This window comes from Rhizobacter sp., from assembly GCA_019635355.1.
GTDB lineage: Bacteria > Pseudomonadota > Gammaproteobacteria > Burkholderiales > Burkholderiaceae_C > Rhizobacter.
This window is the reverse complement of record JAHBZQ010000001.1, coordinates 679,346-700,185: the sequence shown is the minus strand read 5'-3', so window position 1 is coordinate 700,185 and position 20,840 is coordinate 679,346. Positions and strand designations below refer to the sequence as shown.

Here is a 20,840-nt window from a genome sequence, read left to right as displayed (position 1 = left end):
GGCGCCGAGGGTGGCTCCTAGCATCGGCCGCAATTTCAAGAAGGGGAAGTCCGTGAGGGCCTTACATCGCATCCTCCTGCTGGGCGCCGCCACCGTGTGCGCGCTCGCCGCCCAGGCGCAGGACAACGGCAACACCATCGCACGCGACGCCCTGGCGCGCCACCGCGACGCCAACGGCATCCTGGCGCTCAGCGCCGAGGGCCGCGCGCTCTACGAGCGCGACGTCATCAAGCTCGACGGCTACGGCTACTGCGGCCGCTCGGTCGCGCTGGCCGAGCAGGGCGAGTTCCGCCAGAGCATCCGCGCCGCCGCCAAGGCCCTGCACCTCGGCAGCAGCACCGACAACGAAGACCTGCGCTCCCTCGCCCAGCGCGACCTCGCCATCGCCTACAGCTACGCCGGCCTGCTCGACGAGGCCGAGAAGTTCGCCAACGGCGCGCTCGCGCTGAAGCCGAAGAACCCGCAGCAGGCCCACGCGCCCGCGCACAAGGTGCTGGGCGACGTGGCCGCGCGCCGCGGCCGCTACGGTGACGCCGCCGACGCCTACACCCGAAGCTACGCCCTCGCGAGCGATCGGTTCCGCCCGCTGGTGCTGGTGTCGCTGGCCAATGCCTACACGGCCGCGGGCCGGCCGACCGAAGCCCTTCAGCAGCTCGACAAGCTGCCCAAGAGCGAGGCCGACAAGCTCGGCGCCTTCTACCAACGCAGCCGTGCCAACGCCCTGCTCGCGGCCGGCGTGGCCGACCAGGCCCACGCGCTCTTCCAGCGCATCGCCGCCGATGCGGGTGGGAGCGATGCGCTCTACCACCGCCTGTGGGCCACCGAGGGCCTGGGCCGCGTCGAGCTGCAGCGCGGCAACAAACCCACCGCGCTCAAGGCCTACCTCGACACCGTCGCCATCGCCGAGCAGCTGCGCGGCAAGTTCCAGAGCGATGAGTTCAAGACCGGCCTCTTCGGCGACATCCAGAAGGTCTTCGACACCGCGCTCGACCTCGCCATCACCCAGCGCGAATTCGAGACCGCGTGGGTGCTGTCGGAAGCCTCCCGCTCGCGCCAGCTGCTCGACGCCGTGCGCGACCGCGCGTCCGACAGCCTCGCCGAGCACCGCATCACCCTCGCCGAGCTGCAGAAGAGCCTGGCCCCGGGCGAAGCGGTGCTGCAGTTCCACGTGCTCGACCAGCGCAGCGTCGTCTGGCTCGTCACCCGCACGGGCCTCTCGGCCGCCGTCATCGCACAAGGCCAGGCCGCACTCGCCCCGCTGGTCGAGAACTTCCGCTCCAGCGTGATCGAGCGCCGCCGCGATACCTCCACGCTCGCCGCCAGCCTCTACAAGCTGCTGCTGGCCGAGGTCGACCTCGCGCCCGCGCAGCGCCTCTACGTCGTGCCGCACGGCCCGCTGCACTACCTGCCCTTCCAGGCCCTGCACGACGGGCGCAGCTACCTCATCGAGCGCAGCGCCCTCACCGTGTGGCCCTCGGCCGCCATCGGCGCGAAGCTGCTGGCCCGCGGCAGCGTGCCCGCCCCGCAGCTGCTCGGCTTCGGCAACCCCAGCACCGACAAGAACGTCCCCCTGCCCGGCGCCGAGCGCGAGGTGCAGCAGGTGGCGAAGCTCTTCAACGGCAGCGAGATCTACCTCAAGCAAGACGCCACGAAAGACCGCTTCAAGGCCAGCGCCGGCCGGCACAACATGGTCCACATCGCCGCGCATGCCGAGCTCGACGACGTGGACCCGCTCTTCTCGCGCATCCTCTTCGCCAGCAACGCCAGCGAGACCGGCCTGCTCGAAGCCCGCGAGATCTACACGCTCGACCTGCGCGGCGTGCGCCTCATCACCCTGTCGGCCTGCGAAAGTGGCCTCGGCCGCGTGGCCCGCGGCGACGAGATCATCGGCTTCACCCGCTCGCTGCTCTCGGCCGGCGCCAACAGCATCGTCGCCTCGCTCTGGCCGGTAGCCGACGACTCCACCGACCTGCTCATGAACCGCCTCTACCGCGAACTCGCCTCCGGCCGCGACCTCATGGCCGCCATGCAGGCCGCCCAGCTCGAAGTGCAGAAGAACCGGCGCTTCGCCCACCCCTTCTTCTGGGCCCCGTTCAACGTGATCGGCAACGGCCGCCTGCTGGTCGCGAGCGAGGCCGCACGATGAAAACCTTCGCCCTTTCGCTCGTCGCCCTGGCCGCCAGCACCGCAGCACATGCGCAGCAGGCCCCGCTGCGCAACTCGCCCACACCGGCCGCGGCCGCCTCGGCCCCGACGCTCGCCCCCACCACGCAAGGCCGCTTCCTGCTGAAGGAAGTGCGCTTCAGCCCCACGCGCGCCGTCAGCGCGGCCGAGCTGCAGGCGGTCGTCAAACCCTTCATCGGCCGCGAGATCGACGCCACCGATCTCAGCGTGATCTCCACCGCGCTGCGCCGCCTCTACGAGGCCCGCGGCTTCGGCATGGCTGGCGTCGGCTACCCGGCGCAAGACCTCACGGCCGGCGTGCTGCAGGTGAGCATCGTCGAGCCGCAGGTCTCGCAGCTCAGCGTCGAGTCGCCGCCCAAGCCACCCGTGTCGCCCGAGCGCACGATGCGCGTGCTCGACGGCGCCGGCGTGCGCAAGGGCCAGCCGCTCGACCTGCAGGCGCTCGACCGCGCGATGTACACCCTGAACGACTGGCCCGGCGTCTCGGCGCGCGCCACGCTGCTGCCCACCGGCGACGAAGGCCTCTACAAGGTCAACGTGCAGACCGAAGCCCGCCGCGCGTGGGACGCGAGCATCGACCTCGACAACCACGGCTCCGACGCCAGCGGCCGTTACCGGCTCGGCACCCTGCTGCGCTGGAACAACCCGGCCGGCATCGGCGACAACCTCGACTTGCGCCTTCTCGCCTCCAGCGGCGCCGGCACGACCGTCGGACGCCTCGGCTACGAAGCGCCGATCGGCCCGACGCCCTGGCGTGCCGGCATCGGCTTCTCGCGCGTGGGCTACGAGCTCAGCGAAGAGTTCACCGGCGCCACCGGCACGGCCAACGTGTTCGATGCGTCCGTCTCCTACCCCGTGCTGCGCGGGCGCGACCGCAACCTCGTGACGCGCGTGGCCGTGCAGCACAAGAAGCTCGAAGACAACATCGCCGACGTGGTGGCGTCCGACAAGTCCATCACCGCGCTCGACACCTCGCTCGCCTTCGAGTCGCGCGACGCCTTCGGCGGCGGCGGTTTCAACGGCGGCAGCCTCGGCGTGATGGCCGGACGGCTGAAGTACGACAGCACTGCGCCCGCCGGCGCGCCGCACGGCAGCTTCGCCAAGCTGAGCCTGCAGGCGTCGCGCCTGCAGGCGCTCGGCCGCGGCTTCTCGCTGCTCGCCGGCCTGGCCGGCCAGTGGACCGACAAGACGCTCGACAACGCCGAGCGCTTCACCCTCGGCGGTGACAAGGGCGTGCGTGCCTACCCGGTGGCCGAAGGCTCCAGCGACCTGGGCGCCATCGTCAACCTGGAGCTGCGCCACTGGTTCAACGCCACCTGGAGCGGCTACACCTTCTACGACTGGGGCCACGGGCGCGACAAATCGCAAGACGCCCTCACCGGCAGCACGCGCCGCACGCTGCACGGCTACGGCCTCGGGGTGCAGTTCACCCACCCCGACCTCTTCACCCTGAAGGCGAGCCTCGGCGTGCGCGGCAACGAGCCGGTGCGCTCCGAGCCCGACAACCCCAAGGCGCGCCTGCTGGTGCAAGTTCAACGCTCCTTCTGAGCCCGGCTCACATGAGGACTGCCATGCGTACCCCTTCTTCGTTCAAACACTCTCCCCTCGCGCTGTGTGCGCTGCTGGCCCTGGGCGCGCCCTCCGTGCACGCGCAGGTCGCGGCCAACACGCTGCCCGTATTGCGCCCGGGTGGTGCCGTCATCAACGCCACGGTGGGCACACCCGCCGGCAACAGCCTCGCCATCACGCAGACGCAGAGCGCGAGCAACCGCGGCCTGATCGAGTGGTCGAGCTTCTCCATCGGCAGCGCCGCGCGCGTCACCATCGCGCAGCCGAATGCGCAGAGCCTGCTCGTCAACCGCGTCACCGGCCCGAGCCCGAGCGCGAGCGAGATTCACGGAGCCCTGAGCGCCAATGGCCGCGTGATGCTCATCAACCCGGCCGGCGTGATCTTCGGCTCGAGCGCGCAGGTCAACACCGGCTCGCTGGTGGCCAGCGCCCTCGACCTCGACAGCACGATGTCGGCCAACAACTACCAGAGCCTCATCGACGGCAGCGACATCGCGCTCTCGGGCGGTGCCGGCGCGATCACGGTGCAGACGGCCAACGACCCGCGCCAGCCGCAGATCCAGGTCACCGAAGGCGGCTCCATCGTGCTCTTGAGCCAGTCGCAGATCGAGCACCACGGCGTGATCTCGGCGCCGCGCGGCGAGGTCAACATGAGCAACGGCTCGGCGGCGCTGCTGCGCTCGGTGGGCACGAGCGGCTTCGTGCGGGTGCTGCAGGTCACACCGTCGGAGCCGTCGTCGAGCACGCTCACCACCGGCCTCGGCTCGCAGACGCTCGCCGCAGGCGGGCGCATCGTGATCGGCGGGCAGCCGCGCGAAGAAGGCGACGCCCGTGTCGACAACCTCAACATCGCCGGGGTCCTGAGCACGGCCTCCGACACTGGCAACGGCGGCAGCATCCACATCGACGCAGGCGGTGGCGGCTCGCTCAACCTCAACGACGCAAGCGTCGACGCATCCAGCAGCAGCGCCACCGGCGGGCAGGTCACCCTGCTCGGGCGCCAGATCACCCTGCAGCGCGGCGAGCAGCCCACCGGGCCCGAGGTGCTGGCCGATGGCGCCACCGGCGGTGGCCGCATCGAGATCGGCGATGCGCGCACCCGCGCCTTGATGGTCAACGACACCGTGCTGCTCTCGGCCGACGCCACCCGCAATGGCAACGGCGGCCAGATCGCCTTGCGCGCGATGTACAACGACACCTTCTCCACCCAGCCCACGGCACGCATCGACTTCGGCGTGACCGAGGTCTACGGCACGCTGCGCGCACGCGGTGGCACCGAGGGCGGCAACGGCGGCCAGATCGAGACCTCGGGCATGGCCGTGACCACGGCGCTCGCCAACTCGGGCGGCGTCTACAAGCGCGGCACGATCGACGCGCGCGCCCGCGCGGCCGGTGGCACGGCCGGCGCCTGGACGCTCGACCCCTACGACGTCACCATCTCCAACGCCGCACCGCAAGACGTGGCCGGCAGCTTCGAGCCCATCGGCCCCGGCGCCAACGTGCAGGCGAGCGACATCGTGGCCGCGCTCAATGCCGGCACCAGCGTGGTCATCTCCACCGACGCGGGTGGCGCCGGCACGCAGGCCGGCAACATCACCATCGCCCCCGGCACCAACATCACCCGCAGCGCCGGCACCGGCTCCACCACGCTCACGCTGCGCGCCAACAACAACGTGAGCATCGACGGCACCATCATCGACTCGTCGGGGGCCGGCCCGGTCAACCTCAACCTCTATGCCGACCTCGACGGCAACGGCACCGGCGGCATCTCGATCACCAACTCCAGCATCTCGACCGGGGGCGGCTCGGTGACGGCCAGCGGCGGCATCGACCCCGCCACGGGCTATGCGCGCGGCGATGCGTCGAACGCCGCCATCAACATCGCCACCACCGACATCGACACCAGCAACCTGCAGACCGGCACGGCCGGCGACATCGTGCTGCGCGGCCGTGCGAGCGCCACGCCAGGCGCCCCCGCCGCCGTGCGTGTGGCCGGCAACCTCACCTTCGGCAACCTCACCATCGACGGCCGCGCGAGCCACGGCACCGCCGTGCTGCTCAACGGCGCCAATCTCAACGCCGCGGGCGCCGGCAACATCGACATCCGTGGCATCGCCGCCCGCACCGACTCGGTGACCGCCAGCCTCGCCGGCATCGAAGCCGACGGCACCCGCATCGTGACCGGCAGCGGCACCGTCACGCTGGCCGGCCGCGGCGACGACGGGGGCTTCGGGCCGGCAGGCGCGGTGGGCCTGCGCATCGGCGACCTCGAGATCGTCGGCGCCGGCTCCACGCCCGGCACGGTGAAGCTGGTCGGGCAGTCGACGGGCGGCTCCATCGCCCCGGGCATCCAGATGGTCGGCTCGGCCACCACCGGCCTCGTCATCGACGACGGCGACGGCGGCCCCGCCAACGTCAACCTCGTGATCGGGGCCCTGTCGGACGTGCGCGCCAGTTCCCTCGAGCTGGGCGTGGCCGGCGTGCCGCCGCAGGTCGACGTGAGCGGCACGGTCAACATCCGCCCGCTGGGCGTGAGCGGCACGACCGGCGACCTGGTCGAGCAGCCGGCGGTGGGCATCACCGTCATCCCGCGTGGCGCCAACGCGGGCGCCGGCACCATGACCGTGCTGTCGGACATGCTGGCCACAGGCGGCGGCATTGCAGCCGCTGGCGGCGTGGTGATCGGCTCGCGCAGCCACACCGGCGCGATCGTGCTCGACACCAACGCATTCGGCGCGGCAGCGCCCGCGGCACGGCTGACGCTGCAGAACGAAGGCGCGGGCTCGCTGGGCATCACGGTGCGCGGCGGCAACACCTTCGGCACCCTCGGCCTGCTGAGCGCCGGCAACATCGGCCAGGTGGGCAACTTCACCACCGGCGACCTCGTGATCCGCGGGGGCGCCGCCACCACCGTCACGCTCGACTCGGCCACCAACCAGATCAACGGCGTGCTGGCCTTCGACCCCCCGGCCGCGCTGACCGTGCGCACGGGCGGCGGCCTCACCCTCGATGCCGCCACGGCCGCCGCCTACGACCCGGGCTCGGCCACCCCGTTCGCCCCGCTCGCGATCACCACCAGCCTCGGCGGCAGCACCGCGGTGCTGCAGGCAGGAGGCAACATCCAGATCAACCAGCCGATCACCATGACCGGCTCCGCGCCGCGGCTCGACATCGTCTCCCCCGGCACCGTGACCTTCGCCACGGGCGCCGCGCTGAGCGCGCCGGGCGGGCTGTGGCGCATCTGGGCGCCCACGGTGGTCAACCCGACGGTCGCCGGCAGCTTCAACAACCTCTACGGTTGCGTGTACGGCGACACCACCACCTGCAGCATCTCGGGCATCACCCTGCCGACCACCGGCAACAGCCTCGTGCGCGCCACGCAGCCCACCCTCACGGTGGCGGCCAACCCGACCACCGGCGTGATCGGCGCGCCGCTGCCCTCGCTCGGGTACACCGTCACCGGCCTCGTCAACGGCGACACCGCGGCCGGCTCCTTGAGCGGCACCTTGTCGGCCACGCCGAGCGGCACCAACACCTATGCCATCGGGCAGGGCACGCTCGCCTCACCGCTGGGCTACAACATCGTGTTCACCCCCTCGGTGCTCACGCTGCGCCAGGCCGAGCTCACGCGCCACATGCTGATGGACGCCTTCCACGCCGAGAACAGCTCCGACGTCTACGGCCGCAACCTCGACCAGCCCTATGTGTGCACCGCCGCCTCGGTGATGCGCGGCGGCCTGGCCGAGGGCGCCGACGCCGACAAGCTCGCCTCCGAGTGGGGCAAGGTGCGCAACCAGCCCCAGCTCTCGGGCTGCCTCAACGTGAGCGACGGCGGCTCGTGCTCGGCGTTCTGAGCGCGGCGCCACGGCGGTGACCTCGGTCATCCGGCCCAGATGACTTTCGGCTGATGCTGGTCACCCCGCCGCTTCCTACAGTCCACACATCGTGATCGACACCACACATCGCACCCCATGAACGCCCTCCCCGTCGAAGACCTGCTGGCCTCCCTCGGCGACGACGCCCCCTGTGGTGCCGACCTGGAATACGACCCGGCCTTCCTGGCCCTCGAAGAAGCTGCCCGCGGCAAGCCCGAGCAGCAGTTCGGCGACACCGTGATCGCCGCCGAAGGCCCCGACTGGCGCGCGGTGAGCGAGCAGGCGCTGGAAGTCGCCCGCCGCACCCGCGACATCCGCGTGGCCGTGCTGCTGGCCCGTGCCAGCGCCCGGCTGAAGGGCGTGGCGGCCTACGCGAGCGGCATCGCCCTCATCGCCGGCCTGCTCGAGCGCCACTGGGATCACGTCTACCCGCAGCTCGACGCGGACGACAACAACGACCCCACCATGCGCCTGAACGCGCTGGCCCCGCTGGTCGACAGCGCCGCCGGCCTGGCCGACCTGCGCGCCGCCAGCATCGGCGGCGGCCGCCCGGCCGTCACCGTGCGCGAGGTGGAGCTCGCCTTCGGCAAGGCCGAGCCCCTGGCCGACGAAACCGTGCCCAGTGCCGACGGCATGCTGCAAGCCCTGCAGGCCGCCGAAGCGCAAGCTGCCGGCACCCTGGCCGCACTCAAGCAACTGCACGCCGACGTGTCGGGCATCGAGAAGCTGCTGATCGACAAGGTGGGCGGTGCCCAAGGCCCCGAGCTGCGCCCCCTGCGCGTGCTGGCCCAGGCGCTCGCCACTGCCGCGACCCAGGCCGAAGGGGGCGCCGCCCCTGAAGCCGCCGGCGGCGACGACACCGCCCAGGCTGCCGCACCCGGCGCCGCCCCGGTGCGCGGCACGCCGGGCACGATCGTCACCCGCGAAGACGTGCTGAAGAGCCTCGACCGCGCCTGCGAGTGGCTCGAGAAGAACGAACCCACCAACCCCGCGCCGCTGCTGATCCGCCGCGCGCAGCGCCTGATGGGCAAGAACTTCCTGGAAATCATCAGAGATTTGGCGCCTGCCGGCATCGACCAGATCGAAAACATCGCCGGCACGCAACACGAGTAACCCGTCTTTCATCCTGAACCCTAAAGAGGAGTTCCACCATGGCCACCAGCAGTCAGAAATTCATCGCCCGCAACCGCGCTCCGCGCGTCCAGATCGAATACGACGTCGAGCTCTATGGCGCCGAGAAGAAGGTGCAGCTGCCCTTCGTGATGGGGGTGCTGTCTGACCTGTCTGGCAAGCCCGCCGAGCCGCTGGCCCCGGTGGCCGAGCGCAAGCTGCTCGACTTCGACGTCGACAACTTCGACAGCCGCATGAAGTCGATGAAGCCGCGCGTGGCCTTCCAGGTGCCCAACACGCTGACCGGCGAAGGCAACCTCTCGGTCGACATCACCTTCGAGAGCATGGACGACTTCTCCCCCGCCGCCGTGGCGAAGAAGGTCGACTCGCTCAACCAGCTGCTCACCGCACGCCAGCAGTTGAGCAACCTCATCACCTACATGGACGGCAAGACCGGCGCCGAAGAGCTGCTGGCCAAGGTCATCTCCGACCCCGCGCTGCTCGCGAGCCTGGCTTCCGCGAAGAAGACCACCGACGAGCCCAAGGCCGAGTAAGCCCGCAACGCACTGAACACGGAGAAACGAAATGGCAGAAGCACAAGGTCAATCGTCGGCACTGCAGGGCGTCGAGTTCCAGGGCGGTGATTTCGCATCGCTCTTGAAGAAGGAATTCAAGCCCAAGAGCGACGAAGCGAAGTCGGCCGTCGAAAGCGCGGTGCTCACGCTCGCGCAACAGGCGCTGGCCAACACCAAGGTCATCGGCAGTGACGTGGTCGCCTCCATCGAGGCCATGATCGCCGAGCTCGACCAGAAGCTCAGCTCGCAGATCAACCAGATCATGCACAACCCCGAGTTCCAGCAACTCGAGTCCGCATGGCGCGGCCTGCATCACTTGGTGAACAACACCGAGACCGACGAGATGCTGAAGATCCGCGTGATGAACATCAGCAAGAACGAGCTCGGCAAGACCCTCAAGCGCTACAAGGGCACCGCCTGGGACCAGAGCCCGATCTTCAAGAAGGTCTACGAAGAAGAGTTCGGCCAGTTCGGCGGCGAGCCCTTCGGCTGCCTCGTCGGCGACTACTACTTCGACCACAGCCCGCCCGACGTGGAGCTGCTCGGTGAAATGTCGAAGGTGGCTGCGGCTGCGCACACCCCGTTCATCGCCGCTGGTTCGCCGGGCCTGATGCAGATGGAGTCGTGGCAAGAGCTGGCCAACCCGCGCGACCTCACCAAGATCTTCACCACGCCCGAATACGCCGCCTGGCGCTCGCTGCGTGAAAGCGACGACGCGCGCTACATCGGCCTGGCGATGCCGCGCTTCCTGGCGCGCATTCCCTACGGCGCCAAGACCAATCCCGTTGAAGAGTTCAACTTCGAGGAAGACACCGCCAACGCCGACCACACCAAGTACACCTGGGCCAACTCGGCGTATGCGATGGCGGTCAACATCAACCGCTCGTTCAAGCAGTACGGCTGGTGCTCGCGCATCCGCGGCATCGAGTCGGGCGGCGCGGTCGAAGGCCTGCCCACGCACACCTTCCCGACCGACGACGGCGGTGTCGACATGAAGTGCCCGACCGAAATCGCCATCAGCGACCGCCGCGAAGCGGAACTCGCCAAGAACGGCTTCATGCCGCTGGTGCACCGCAAGAACAGCGACTTCGCCGCCTTCATCGGCGCCCAGTCGCTGCAAAAGCCGGCCGAGTACGACGACCCCGATGCCACGGCCAACGCCAACCTGGCCGCACGCCTGCCCTACCTCTTCGCCACCTGCCGCTTCGCCCACTACCTGAAGTGCATCGTGCGCGACAAGGTGGGTTCCTTCAAGGAGAAGGACGACATGGCCAAGTGGCTCAACAGCTGGATCATGAATTACGTGGACGGCGACCCCGCCAACTCGTCGGAAACCACCAAGGCCCAGAAGCCGCTGGCGGCGGCCGAGGTGGTGGTCGAAGAGATCCCCGGCAACCCCGGCTACTACAGCTCCAAGTTCTTCCTGCGGCCTCACTACCAGCTCGAAGGGTTGACCGTGTCGCTGCGCCTGGTTTCCAAGCTGCCCTCGCAGAAGGCGGCCTGATCTACACACAGACAAGACCCAAGACGACCTGCAGCCCTCGTCTTTTATCGCTCGCGCTTTTTGCGTCCCAGTACCAGCAAACCTCGTTTCCTCAACATTGACCCCAAGGAGAATTTTTCATGGCTTCCATTGACACCCACATCAAGTTTGCCGGCGTTGACGGCGAATCCACCCACAAGGACCACAAGGGCGAGATCGAAGTCCTGTCGTGGACCTGGGGCGTCTCCAACGACTCCGTCGGCGCCGGTGGCGGCTCCGGCAAGGGCAAGGCCACGCCGGGCGACTTCCACATCACCCACATCTACGACAAGGGGTCGCCGGTGCTGGCCAAGTACTGCGCCTCGGGCAAGCACTTCCCCGAAGTGACCATGACCAGCCGCAAGGCCGGCGAAGGCCAGAAAGACTTCCTCGTCATCAAGTTCAAGGAAGTGTTCATCAAGTCGGTGCAGCCTTCGGGCAGCTCGGGCGGTGACATCGTCGAGAGCATCACCTTCGCCTACAAGCAGGTCGACTTCGCCTACAAGCCGCAAGACGACAAGGGCGGCCTGGGCGGCGAGGTGAAGTTCGGCTGGAACAACGCCACCACCGAGATCACCTGATCGGCACACGCCGACGGCATGCGGTTGCCGCCTGGAGCCAGGCTCCGGGCGGCCATCCCCCACCTCACCGGGAGTTCTCATGGCCACCAGTGCAGCCGTTGTGCAAGCCATCGCACAACAAAACCCCAACGGCGTCAGCATCGACCTCGAAAAGGGCCGCATCCTCGAAGGCCCGGGCTACTGCGTCGCCTACGACGCCACCCAGAACCAGTTCGGCCATGCCGGCTGCGTGTTCGCGATGAACCACGCAGCAGGCCCTGGCGGCTCGAACATCGTGGGTGCCTGGTTCAACCCCGGCAACAACAACTACTACTTCGACAGCGTCAAGAAATACACCACGCGCGAAGCGGCGGTCGAGGCCGCCAAGAAGGAGCAGCAGATCGCGATCTACGACCTGCAGCGCCGTGTCGTCGAAGACATCATGACCCCCGGCGTCAACGCCGTACCCGGCTCGCCCGGCACCTTCACCCCGGCCCTCGCCGCCGGCCGCAAGCGTGCGCACAGCTTCTGATGCCACAACCCGCGTAGCGCGACCCACCCCACACCGCCCTTGACGAGGCCCCCATGCCTGCCGCCCAAACCTCTGCTTCCGACATCTTCCTGAGCGTCCAGACCAAGCGTGCCGGCAAGGTCAAGGGCGAAGCGCTGAACCCGGGGCACGAAGAAGAGATCGTCGTCAAGGGCTGGCACTGGGGCGTCTCGGCCACCTCGGCGCTCGGCTCCACGCAAGCCGCCTCGCGCCGCGCCTACAAGGGCCTCACCATCGTCAAGCAGATCGACTCGGCCACCACCGCGCTGATGGCAGCGCTCGCCACGAATGACGAGGTGAAGGAAGCCAAGCTCACGATGCGCAAGGCCGGCTCCGAGCAGATGGACTACTTCCTCGTCACGCTGCAGAAGGCGCGCATCTCCTCGGTCGACCATTCCACCGACGAGACCGGCAACACCTTCGAGACGGTGACGCTGCAGTTCAACAAGGTCTCGGTCGAGTACCGGCCGCAGAAGTCGGCCGGCAGCCGCGGCGCCTCGATGACCTTCGAAGACGAAATCCTCAACAACTGAACCCGAACATCATGGCCACCGCCCAGGAACTCGTCGCCGCGGGCGACCCCCAAGCCGCCCTGCAGGCCCTGCAACAGCAGGTGCGCGACAAGCCGGGCGACGCCAAGCTGCGTGTCTTCCTCTTCCAGCTGCTCGCCGTGCTCGGCCAGTGGGAACGGGCGATGGCCCAGCTCGACGTCTGCGGCCAGCTCGACGCCAGCACGCTCGCGATGGTCAACACCTACCGCGAGGCCATCAAGTGCGAAGCCGTGCGTGGCGCCGTGTTCGCAGGCAAGACGACGCCGGTGGTGTTCGGCAAGCCTTCCGAATGGATCGCCCTGCTGATCCAGGCCCTCGCGCACGACGCGCAAGGCCAGTCCGAGCAGGCGCAGCAACTGCGCGCACAGGCCTTCGAGGCCGCGCCCACCACCGCAGGCAGCATCAACGGCGAAGCCTTCGACTGGATCGCCGATGCCGACTCGCGCCTCGGCCCCGTGCTCGAAGTGGTGCTCAACGGCCGCTACACCTGGGTACCCTTCGATGCGCTCTCGGCCGTCAACGTCGACGAACCCGAAGACCTGCGCGACATGGTCTGGGCCCCCGCGCACCTCACCTTTGCCAACGGCGGCGAATCGGTCGCGCTCATTCCCACCTGCTACCCCGGCACGCGCGAGCAGCCCGACGGCAAGTTCAAGCTGGCGCGCGCCACCGAATGGCTGCCGGCCGGTACCGACCAGTACGCCGGCCTGGGCCAGCGGATCATCTCCACCAGCAGCGCAGAACTCGGCCTGCTGGAAGTGCGCGAGATCAAGCTCACGCCGGCCGCATGAGCGTCAACACGCGCGACCGCCTGCAGCCCGTCCTCCTCGACCGGCTGACCGACACCGCGCCGCTGTCGCACGTCGAAGCCGAAGACAACCGCGTGATGAACAAGGCGCAGATCCGCGAGGCGGTGCTGCGCGATCTCTCGTGGTTGCTCAACTCGGTGCAGCCACTCGACAAGGACCTCGCCAAACGGTTCCCGGCCGCGGCCGACTCGGTGCTCAACTTCGGCCTGCCCGCCATGTCGGGCCAGCTGGCCTCGAAGATCGACGTGAGCCTGCTCGAGCGCGCCATCAAGCAGGCCATCCTGCGTTTCGAGCCGCGGGTGATGGAAGACTCGCTGCAGGTCACCGCGCTCGACGCCTCCAGCGTGCTCGACACCCACAACGTCATCGAGTTCGAGATCCAGGGCTTCATGTGGGCGCAGCCCGTGCCGCTGGAGCTCTTGCTGCGCACGCAGGTCGACCTCGAAGCCGGCCAGGTGGAAGTGCGTGACATGGCCAGTGGCACGGTGAGCCGAAGGGTGCCTCGCTGAGCGCGCCCCGGCGGGTGTGACCAAAGTAGCTGTTCAGCCCGTGCCACATCGACAGAATTCCTTCTCATGGACCCGAACCTCCTGCGCCACTACAACGACGAGCTGACCCACCTACGTGAGGTGGGCGCCGAGTTTGCGCAGGAGTTTCCGAAGATCGCCTCGCGGCTGTCGCTCGATGGGCTGGAAGTCACCGACCCGTATGTGGAGCGCCTGCTCGAAGGCTTTGCGTTCCTCGCCGCGCGCATCCAGCTCAAGCTCGATGCCGAGCAGCCCAAGCTGATCCAACACCTGCTCGAGACGGTGTACCCCGGCTTCCTGTCGCCCGTGCCCTCGATGGTGGTGGCGCGCATGCGGCCCGACCCGCTCGACCCGAACCTCACCAAGGGCTTCACGCTCAAACGCGGCACCGCGCTGAACGCCGAGCTCATGCGCGGCCAGAACACCCGCTGCGAGTTCCGCATCGCCCATGACGTGACGCTGTGGCCGATCGAGATCGCGTCCGTCCAATACTTCACCCATGCGCCCGACCTGCCACTGGCCCATCTGCCGGTGGCGCGCCAGCTCAAGGGCGGCCTGCGCATCAAGCTCAAGCTGCACGGGGGCCTCGCCTTCAAGCAGCTCAAGCTCGACCGCTTGCCGCTCTACATCGCGGCGCCCGACGAGGTGGCTTTCCGCCTGCACGAGTTGGTGCTCGGCAACACGGTGGCCACCTGGGTGAGCAACAAGCGCCCGATGCAGGGCTTTGCCGACGCCGCCTCGGTGCAGCCCCTCGGCTTCAGCGACGACGAAGCCCTGCTGCCCGAGACGCTGCGTGGCTTCAGCGGCCACCGCCTGCTGCAGGAGCTGGCGGCGATGCCGCAACGATTCCTGTTCTTCGATGTGCAAGACCTCGCCCGCCGCCTCGACCAGGTCGAAGGCGACGAGGCCGAGATCGTGCTTCTGTTTTCGCGTGGGGACGCCGCCCTTGAATCGCTGGTGGACGCCGGCAGCCTCGCGCTCTTTTGTACCCCCGCCGTCAACCTCTTCCCGAAGCGGCTCGATCGAATCCAACTCGGCCCCGACAGTTGGGAGCACCACGTGGTGCCCGACCGCACGCGCCCGATGGACTACGAAGTGCACACGATGGAGTCGGTGACGGGCTATGGCACGGCGCAGGTGGCGGAGCAGAAATTCCTGCCGCTGTACGCGAGCTACCACGACGAATCGCGCAACCACGGCGCCTACTTCACCGTGCGCCGCGAGCCGCGGCTCTTGTCGTCGCGCCAGCGCCAGGACGGCCCGCGCTCGGCCTACGTGGGCCAGGAAGTGTTTCTCTCGCTGGTCGACCCGCAGGCGGCGCCCTACCGCGAAGACATCCGCCAGCTGTCGCTCACCGCGCTCGTGACCAACCGCGACCTGCCCACGCTCCTGCCCGGCAACGCCACCACCTGGACGCTCGACGCCGCCGGCCCCGCCGGCCGCATCGAAACCCTGCGTGGCCCCACCCGCCCGGTGCAGCGGCTCGCACGCGGCGATGTCGGCTGGTCGCTCGTGAGCCTGCTCACGCTCAACTACCTCAGCATCGCGGGTGAAGACCCCAAGCGCGCTGCCGCCTCGCTGCGCAGCCTGCTCGCCTTGCATGGGCCCGAGCAGGACGTCGCCTGGGCCAAGCAAGTGGAGAGCCTGCAGTGGGTGGAAGCGAAGTCGGTCGTGCGCCGCCTGCCCTTCCCCGGCCCGCTCACCTTCGGCTGCGGGGTGGAAGTGACGGCCCTCGTCGACGAGCTTGGCTTCCAGGGCAGCAGCGCGTTCCTGCTCGGCCAGGTGCTGTCGCACCTCTTCGCCCGCCAGGCCTCGGCCAACAGCTTCTGCGAGACCGTGCTGCGCTCAGCGACACGAGGCGAGATCTTCCGCGCCAAGCCGCGCATCGGAGAGAAAGCAGTCCTCTGACACTTATGAAGCAGGACGCCCGCGAGCTTCACGAACGCCGAGCCCGTCTCTACGAGCAGCTCGCAGCGCAGCCCTGGGCGCACGACTTCTTCGCCGTGCTGCGGCAGATCGAATCCCTCTCGCCCGAGGCACCGCGCCTGGGCAAGGCCTTGCGCCCTGGCGCCGAAGCCATCCGCCTGGGGCAAGACCCCGAGCTCGACTTCGCGCCCGCCGCGATCATGTCGTTCAAGGCCGAGGGCAAGCATCCGCGGCTCGGCAACCGCTTCTTCGGCCTTTTCGGCCCGATGGGCCCGCTGCCGCTGCACCTCACCGAGTACGCCCGCGACCGCCTGCGCAACCACGCCGACCCGACCTTCGCGCGTTTTGCCGACGTCTTCCACCACCGCGCGCTGCTGCTCTTCTACCGCGCCTGGGCGCAGAACCAGCCCACCGTGCAGGCCGACCGCCCGCACGACGACCAGTTCGCCAAATGGGTGAGCGCCCTGTTCGGCCAGGCCCCTGCCTCGATGCGCAGCGCCGACAGCGTGCCCGACACGGCCAAGCGCCACAGCGCCGGCCACCTGGCCAGCCGCACGCGCAACCCCGAGGCCATCTCCAAGGTGCTGCGCCAGTATTTCGACGTGCCCATCCGCGTGGAGCCCTACGTGGGCCACTGGATGCCGTTGCGCACCGAAGACCGCAGCCGCCTCGGCCGCCCCGGCGCTCGCCGCAGCGCGCCGCTGGGCGTCTCGGTCGTCGCCGGCTCGAAGGTGTGGGACCGCCAATACAAGCTGCGCCTGCACATCGGCCCGCTCACGCTCGCGCAATACCAGCAGTTCCTGCCCGGCCAGCCTTCGCTCATCGAGCTGCGCGACTGGATGCGCCAGCTCGTGGGCTTCGAGCTGCTGTGGGACGTGCGCCTCGTGCTCAAGGGCGACGAGGTGCCCAAGCTCAGCATGCAAGGCAACGCCCGGCTCGGCCGCACCACCTGGCTCGGCCGCAAGACACCGCACCCCGACCGCGGGGAACTCCATCTCCACCCCGCCAACACTTCCGTTTTGACGAAGGACCTTCACCATGGCTGAAATCAGTCGTTCCGCCCTCTTCGGCAAACTCAACCCGCTGGCCTACAAAGCCATCGAAGGCGCCACCGTCTTCTGCAAGCTGCGCGGCAACCCCTATGTGGAGCTGCAGCACTGGCTGTTCCAGATCCTGCAGAACCAGGACAGCGACATCCACCGCATCGCCAAGCATTACGGCATGGATGCGTCGAACCTCGTGGCCGACCTGCAGAACTCGCTCGACCGGCTGCCGCGCGGCGCCTCGTCGGTCACCGACCTCTCCACCTTCGTGGAAGACGCGGTGGAGCGCGGATGGGTCTACGGCTCGCTGATGTACGGCGGCACCCACGTGCGCACCGGCTTCCTCATCGTCGGCCTGCTCAAGACCAAGAGCCTGCGCAACGTGCTGATGTCGATCAGCAAGCAGTTCGAGAAGATCCAGACCGACGACCTGACCGAGAACTTCCTCAAGATCGTGGGCGGCTCGCCCGAAGACCAGCAGACCGCCAGCGAGTCGGGCGCGGCGCCCGGTGAAGCGAGCGGCGCCATCTCGCCCGCCGCGATGGGCAAGCAGGAAGCGCTCAAGCAGTTCACCACCGACCTCACCGAGCAGGCCCGCAGCGGCAAGATGGACCCGATCGTCGGCCGCGACGACGAGATCCGCCAGGTGGTCGACATCCTGATGCGCCGCCGTCAAAACAATCCCATCCTCATCGGCGAGGCCGGCGTGGGCAAGACCGCGGTGGTCGAAGGCTTCGCACAGCGCATCGCGCGTGGCGACGTGCCACCCTCGCTCAAGGAAGTGGAGCTGCGCGCGCTCGACGTGGGCTTGCTGCAAGCCGGTGCGTCGATGAAGGGCGAGTTCGAGCAGCGTCTGCGCTCGGTCATCGATGAAGTGCAGGCCTCCGCCAAACCCATCATCCTCTTCATCGACGAGACCCACACGCTGGTGGGCGCCGGCGGCGCGGCCGGCACCGGCGACGCCGCCAACCTGCTCAAGCCGGCTCTCGCCCGCGGCCAGCTGCGCACCATCGGTGCCACCACCTTCGCCGAGTACAAGAAACACATCGAGAAAGACCCCGCGCTGACCCGCCGCTTTCAGAGCGTGACGGTCGACGAGCCCGACGAGCCGCGCGCCATCCTCATGATGCGCGGCGTGGCCTCCACGATGGAGAAGCACCACAAGGTGCAGATCCTGGATGAGGCGCTCGAAGCGGCGGTGAAGCTCTCGCACCGCTACATCCCGGCGCGCCAGCTGCCCGACAAGTCGGTGAGCCTGCTCGACACCGCCTGCGCACGGGTCGCGGTGAGCCTGCATGCCACGCCGGCCGAGGTGGACGACTGCTCCAAGCGCATCGAGGCCTTGGAAACCGAGCGCGGCATCATCGCCCGCGAAGACGCCATCGGCATCGACACCGCCAAGCGCTCGGCCGAAGTCGAGGCTTCACTCACCGCGGAGCGCGCCCGCCTCGACAAGCTGCAAAGCCGCTGGCAGGCCGAGAAGTCGCTCGTCGACAAGCTGCTCGACCTGCGCGCCAAGCTGCGCGGCGGCCTGGAGCCGGTGGAAGGCACGGGCAGCAAGCTGGAGAAGAGCGCCGAAGCCGCAGCTCCCGAGCTGGTGAAGCTCTCCGACGCCGACCGCAGCGCCACGCTGGCCGAGCTGAAGAAGGTGCAAGAAGAGCTGAGCTCGCTGCAAGGCGAAAGCCCGCTCATCCTGCCGACCGTCGACTACCAGGCCGTGGCCAGCGTCGTGGGCGACTGGACCGGCATCCCCGTCGGCCGCATGGCGGCCAACGAGATCGAGACGGTGCTCAACCTCGCCAAGAACCTCGGTGAGCGCGTGATCGGGCAAGACCACGCGATGGAGATGATCGCCAAGCGCATCCAGACCTCGCGCGCGATGCTCGACAACCCGAGCAAGCCCATCGGCGTCTTCATGCTCGCCGGTACCTCGGGCGTGGGCAAGACCGAGACCGCGCTCGCGCTGGCCGAAGCGCTCTACGGCGGCGAGCAGAACGTGATCACCATCAACATGAGCGAGTACCAGGAGGCGCACACCGTCTCCACGCTCAAGGGCTCGCCCCCGGGCTACGTGGGCTACGGCGAAGGCGGCGTGCTGACCGAAGCCGTGCGCCGCCGCCCCTACAGCGTGGTGCTGCTCGACGAAGTGGAGAAGGCCCACCCCGACGTGCACGAGCTCTTCTTCCAGGTCTTCGACAAGGGCTGGATGGAAGACGGCGAAGGCCGCCTCATCGACTTCAAGAACACGATCATCCTGCTCACGAGCAACGCCGGCAGCGACCTGATCATGAACCTGTGCAAGGACCCTGAGCTGATGCCCTCGCCCGATGCCATCGCCAAGGCACTGCGCGAGCCGCTGCTGAAGGTCTTCCCGGCCGCGCTGCTGGGCCGCATCGTCACCATCCCGTACTACCCGCTCTCGGAAGACATGATGGGCCGCATCGTGAAGCTGCAGCTCAACCGCATCAAGAAGCGCGTCGAAGCCAACCACGACGTGCCCTTCACCTTCAACGACGAGGTGGTCAAGCTGGTGGTGAGCCGCTGCAACGAGGTGGAAAGTGGCGGCCGCGTGATCGACGCGCTGCTCACCAACACCGTGCTGCCGCGCATCAGCCACGAGTACCTCACCCGCCTGGCCACGGGCACGCCGCTCGCGAAGGTGGAGCTCACCGTCGCCGACGGCGATTTCGCCTATGCCTTCGACTAGACCCGGAAACACCAAAGACCCCGAGCTGCCGCAGCGCCAGCTGCTGCAGCGTGCCGTCACGCACCTGCGCGGCGGCCAGCTCGACCTGGCCGAGCCGCTGCTCGTGTCCATCCTGCAGCGCTGGCCGGGCTACCCCGACGCGCTGCATTTCCTCGGCGTGCTGGAGCACATCCGCGGTCGCAGCGAAGAGGCGGTGAGCCTCATCCGCCAGGCCATCGTGCGCCTGCCGGGCGAAGCCGGGCCGCTCAACAACCTGGGCAACGTGCTGGTGGAGACCCAGCGCTACGACGAAGCCGAGAAGGCGTACCGCGATTGCCTCGCCTTCCAGCCCGACCAGGTCGATGCACTCACCAACCTCGCCACCCTGCTGCGCAAGCGCCGCCAGCATGCCGAGGCCGAGGCGCTGTGCCGCCGCGCGGTGAAGGCCAAGCCCGACTTCGCACTCGCCTGGTACACGCTCTCGCTCGCGCTCGTGGAGCAGGGGCGCATCGACGAAGGCCTGGCCGCCCACGCCAAGGGTGTGGCCCTCGCGCCGAAACAGCTGCAGGCCCGCAACGCCATGCCCAAGGCGCTGGTGCACAAGGGCCGCCTGGAAGACGCGGCCCAGCTCTACCGCGCCTGGCTCGCCATCGAACCCGACAACCCGGTGGTACGCCACCACCTCGCCGCCTGCGTGGGTGGCACGGTGCCCGAGCGGGCGAGCGATGCCTACGTCGAGAAGACCTTCGATGCGTTTGCCGCCACCTTCGATGCCAACCTCGCCGCGCTCGACTACCGCGCGCCGCAGCTCGTGACCGAGATGCTGGAAACGCTGCTGGCACCGCCCTCTCGCCAATACGACGTGCTCGACCTCGGCTGCGGCACCGGCCTGTGTGGCCCGCTCGTGCGCGAGTGGGCGCGCGAGCTGAGCGGCTGCGACCTCTCGCAAGGCATGCTCGCCCAGGCCGGCCGCCGCCGTGTCTACGACAAGCTGGCCCACGCGGAACTCGTGGCGCACCTGAACGACAACCCGCGCCGCTTCGACGTGCTCATCTGCGCCGACACGCTGTGCTACTTCGGCGAGCTGCACGATGCCCTGCGCGCCGCCGCCGCGGCACTGCGCCCTGGGGGCCGTTTCGTCTTCACCGTGGAGGCGTGGAAGTCTGAAAGTGGCGAGTCGTACAAGCTGCAGCCGCACGGCCGCTACGCCCACCACCGCGGCTACCTGCGCCGCCTGCTGTCGCAGGTGGGCCTCAACGAGCTGGCCCTGCACGAAGAGCAGTTGCGCGTGGAGAGCGGGCAGCCGGTGATCGGCTGGCTGGTCGCCGCACAACTTCCCTGAACACATTGCCT

General features: G+C 68.8%; 15 protein-coding genes. All 15 read left to right on the top strand.

Translation table 11 applies throughout. The features are described 5' to 3' along the window. Positions 1-52: 52 nt before the first annotated feature. The 15 genes from KF892_03060 to KF892_02990 all read left to right on the top strand — a co-directional run bounded on the left by KF892_03060 (position 53) and on the right by KF892_02990 (position 20,829). Positions 53-2,146: a CHAT domain-containing protein gene (locus tag KF892_03060; GenBank protein ID MBX3623967.1), complete on the top strand. Its 2,094-nt coding sequence runs from the start codon at positions 53-55 to the stop codon at positions 2,144-2,146. Next, a complete protein-coding gene (locus tag KF892_03055; GenBank protein ID MBX3623966.1) occupies positions 2,143-3,732 on the top strand; it encodes a ShlB/FhaC/HecB family hemolysin secretion/activation protein in 1,590 nt (529 codons plus the stop codon). The genes KF892_03060 and KF892_03055 overlap by 4 nt, the downstream gene beginning before the upstream one ends. Positions 3,733-3,755: 23 nt before the next feature. Then, the gene (locus KF892_03050) at positions 3,756-7,607 is read left to right on the top strand and encodes a filamentous hemagglutinin N-terminal domain-containing protein (GenBank protein ID MBX3623965.1); all 3,852 of its coding nucleotides are present in this window, start codon (positions 3,756-3,758) and stop codon (positions 7,605-7,607) included. 117 nt (positions 7,608-7,724) lie between these two features. Then, a complete protein-coding gene (gene tssA, locus KF892_03045; protein MBX3623964.1) occupies positions 7,725-8,741 on the top strand; it encodes a type VI secretion system protein TssA in 1,017 nt (338 codons plus the stop codon). Positions 8,742-8,779: 38 nt separating this feature from the next. Then, positions 8,780-9,292, top strand: a complete 513-nt coding sequence (tssB, locus tag KF892_03040) for a type VI secretion system contractile sheath small subunit (GenBank protein MBX3623963.1) — start codon at positions 8,780-8,782, stop codon at positions 9,290-9,292. Positions 9,293-9,323: 31 nt separating this feature from the next. Continuing rightward, positions 9,324-10,817, top strand: a complete 1,494-nt coding sequence (gene tssC / locus KF892_03035) for a type VI secretion system contractile sheath large subunit (GenBank protein MBX3623962.1) — start codon at positions 9,324-9,326, stop codon at positions 10,815-10,817. A 119-nt stretch (positions 10,818-10,936) separates the two neighbouring features. Further along, the gene (locus KF892_03030) at positions 10,937-11,416 is read left to right on the top strand and encodes a type VI secretion system tube protein Hcp (protein ID MBX3623961.1); all 480 of its coding nucleotides are present in this window, start codon (positions 10,937-10,939) and stop codon (positions 11,414-11,416) included. Positions 11,417-11,495: 79 nt separating this feature from the next. After that, positions 11,496-11,927: a hypothetical protein gene (locus KF892_03025; protein ID MBX3623960.1), complete on the top strand. Its 432-nt coding sequence runs from the start codon at positions 11,496-11,498 to the stop codon at positions 11,925-11,927. Between the two features lie 53 nt (positions 11,928-11,980). Further along, a complete protein-coding gene (locus tag KF892_03020; protein MBX3623959.1) occupies positions 11,981-12,478 on the top strand; it encodes a type VI secretion system tube protein Hcp in 498 nt (165 codons plus the stop codon). A gap of 11 nt (positions 12,479-12,489) precedes the next feature. After that, positions 12,490-13,287, top strand: coding sequence for a tetratricopeptide repeat protein (locus KF892_03015; protein MBX3623958.1), 798 nt, complete (start codon positions 12,490-12,492; stop codon positions 13,285-13,287). Then, positions 13,284-13,814, top strand: a complete 531-nt coding sequence (tssE, locus tag KF892_03010) for a type VI secretion system baseplate subunit TssE (GenBank protein ID MBX3623957.1) — start codon at positions 13,284-13,286, stop codon at positions 13,812-13,814. The genes KF892_03015 and tssE overlap by 4 nt, the downstream gene beginning before the upstream one ends. A 66-nt stretch (positions 13,815-13,880) precedes the next feature. Further along, on the top strand, positions 13,881-15,740 hold the full coding sequence (gene tssF, locus KF892_03005) for a type VI secretion system baseplate subunit TssF (GenBank protein MBX3623956.1): 1,860 nt from the start codon (positions 13,881-13,883) through the stop codon (positions 15,738-15,740). Positions 15,741-15,745: 5 nt separating this feature from the next. Further along, positions 15,746-16,804, top strand: a complete 1,059-nt coding sequence (gene tssG / locus KF892_03000; protein MBX3623955.1) for a type VI secretion system baseplate subunit TssG — start codon at positions 15,746-15,748, stop codon at positions 16,802-16,804. After that, entirely contained in the window at positions 16,797-19,508 is a 2,712-nt protein-coding gene (tssH, locus tag KF892_02995) for a type VI secretion system ATPase TssH (protein MBX3623954.1), read from the top strand. The genes tssG and tssH overlap by 8 nt, the downstream gene beginning before the upstream one ends. Further along, positions 19,495-20,829: a tetratricopeptide repeat protein gene (locus KF892_02990; protein MBX3623953.1), complete on the top strand. Its 1,335-nt coding sequence runs from the start codon at positions 19,495-19,497 to the stop codon at positions 20,827-20,829. Before tssH ends, KF892_02990 begins: the two co-directional genes overlap by 14 nt. Positions 20,830-20,840 lie beyond the last annotated feature (11 nt).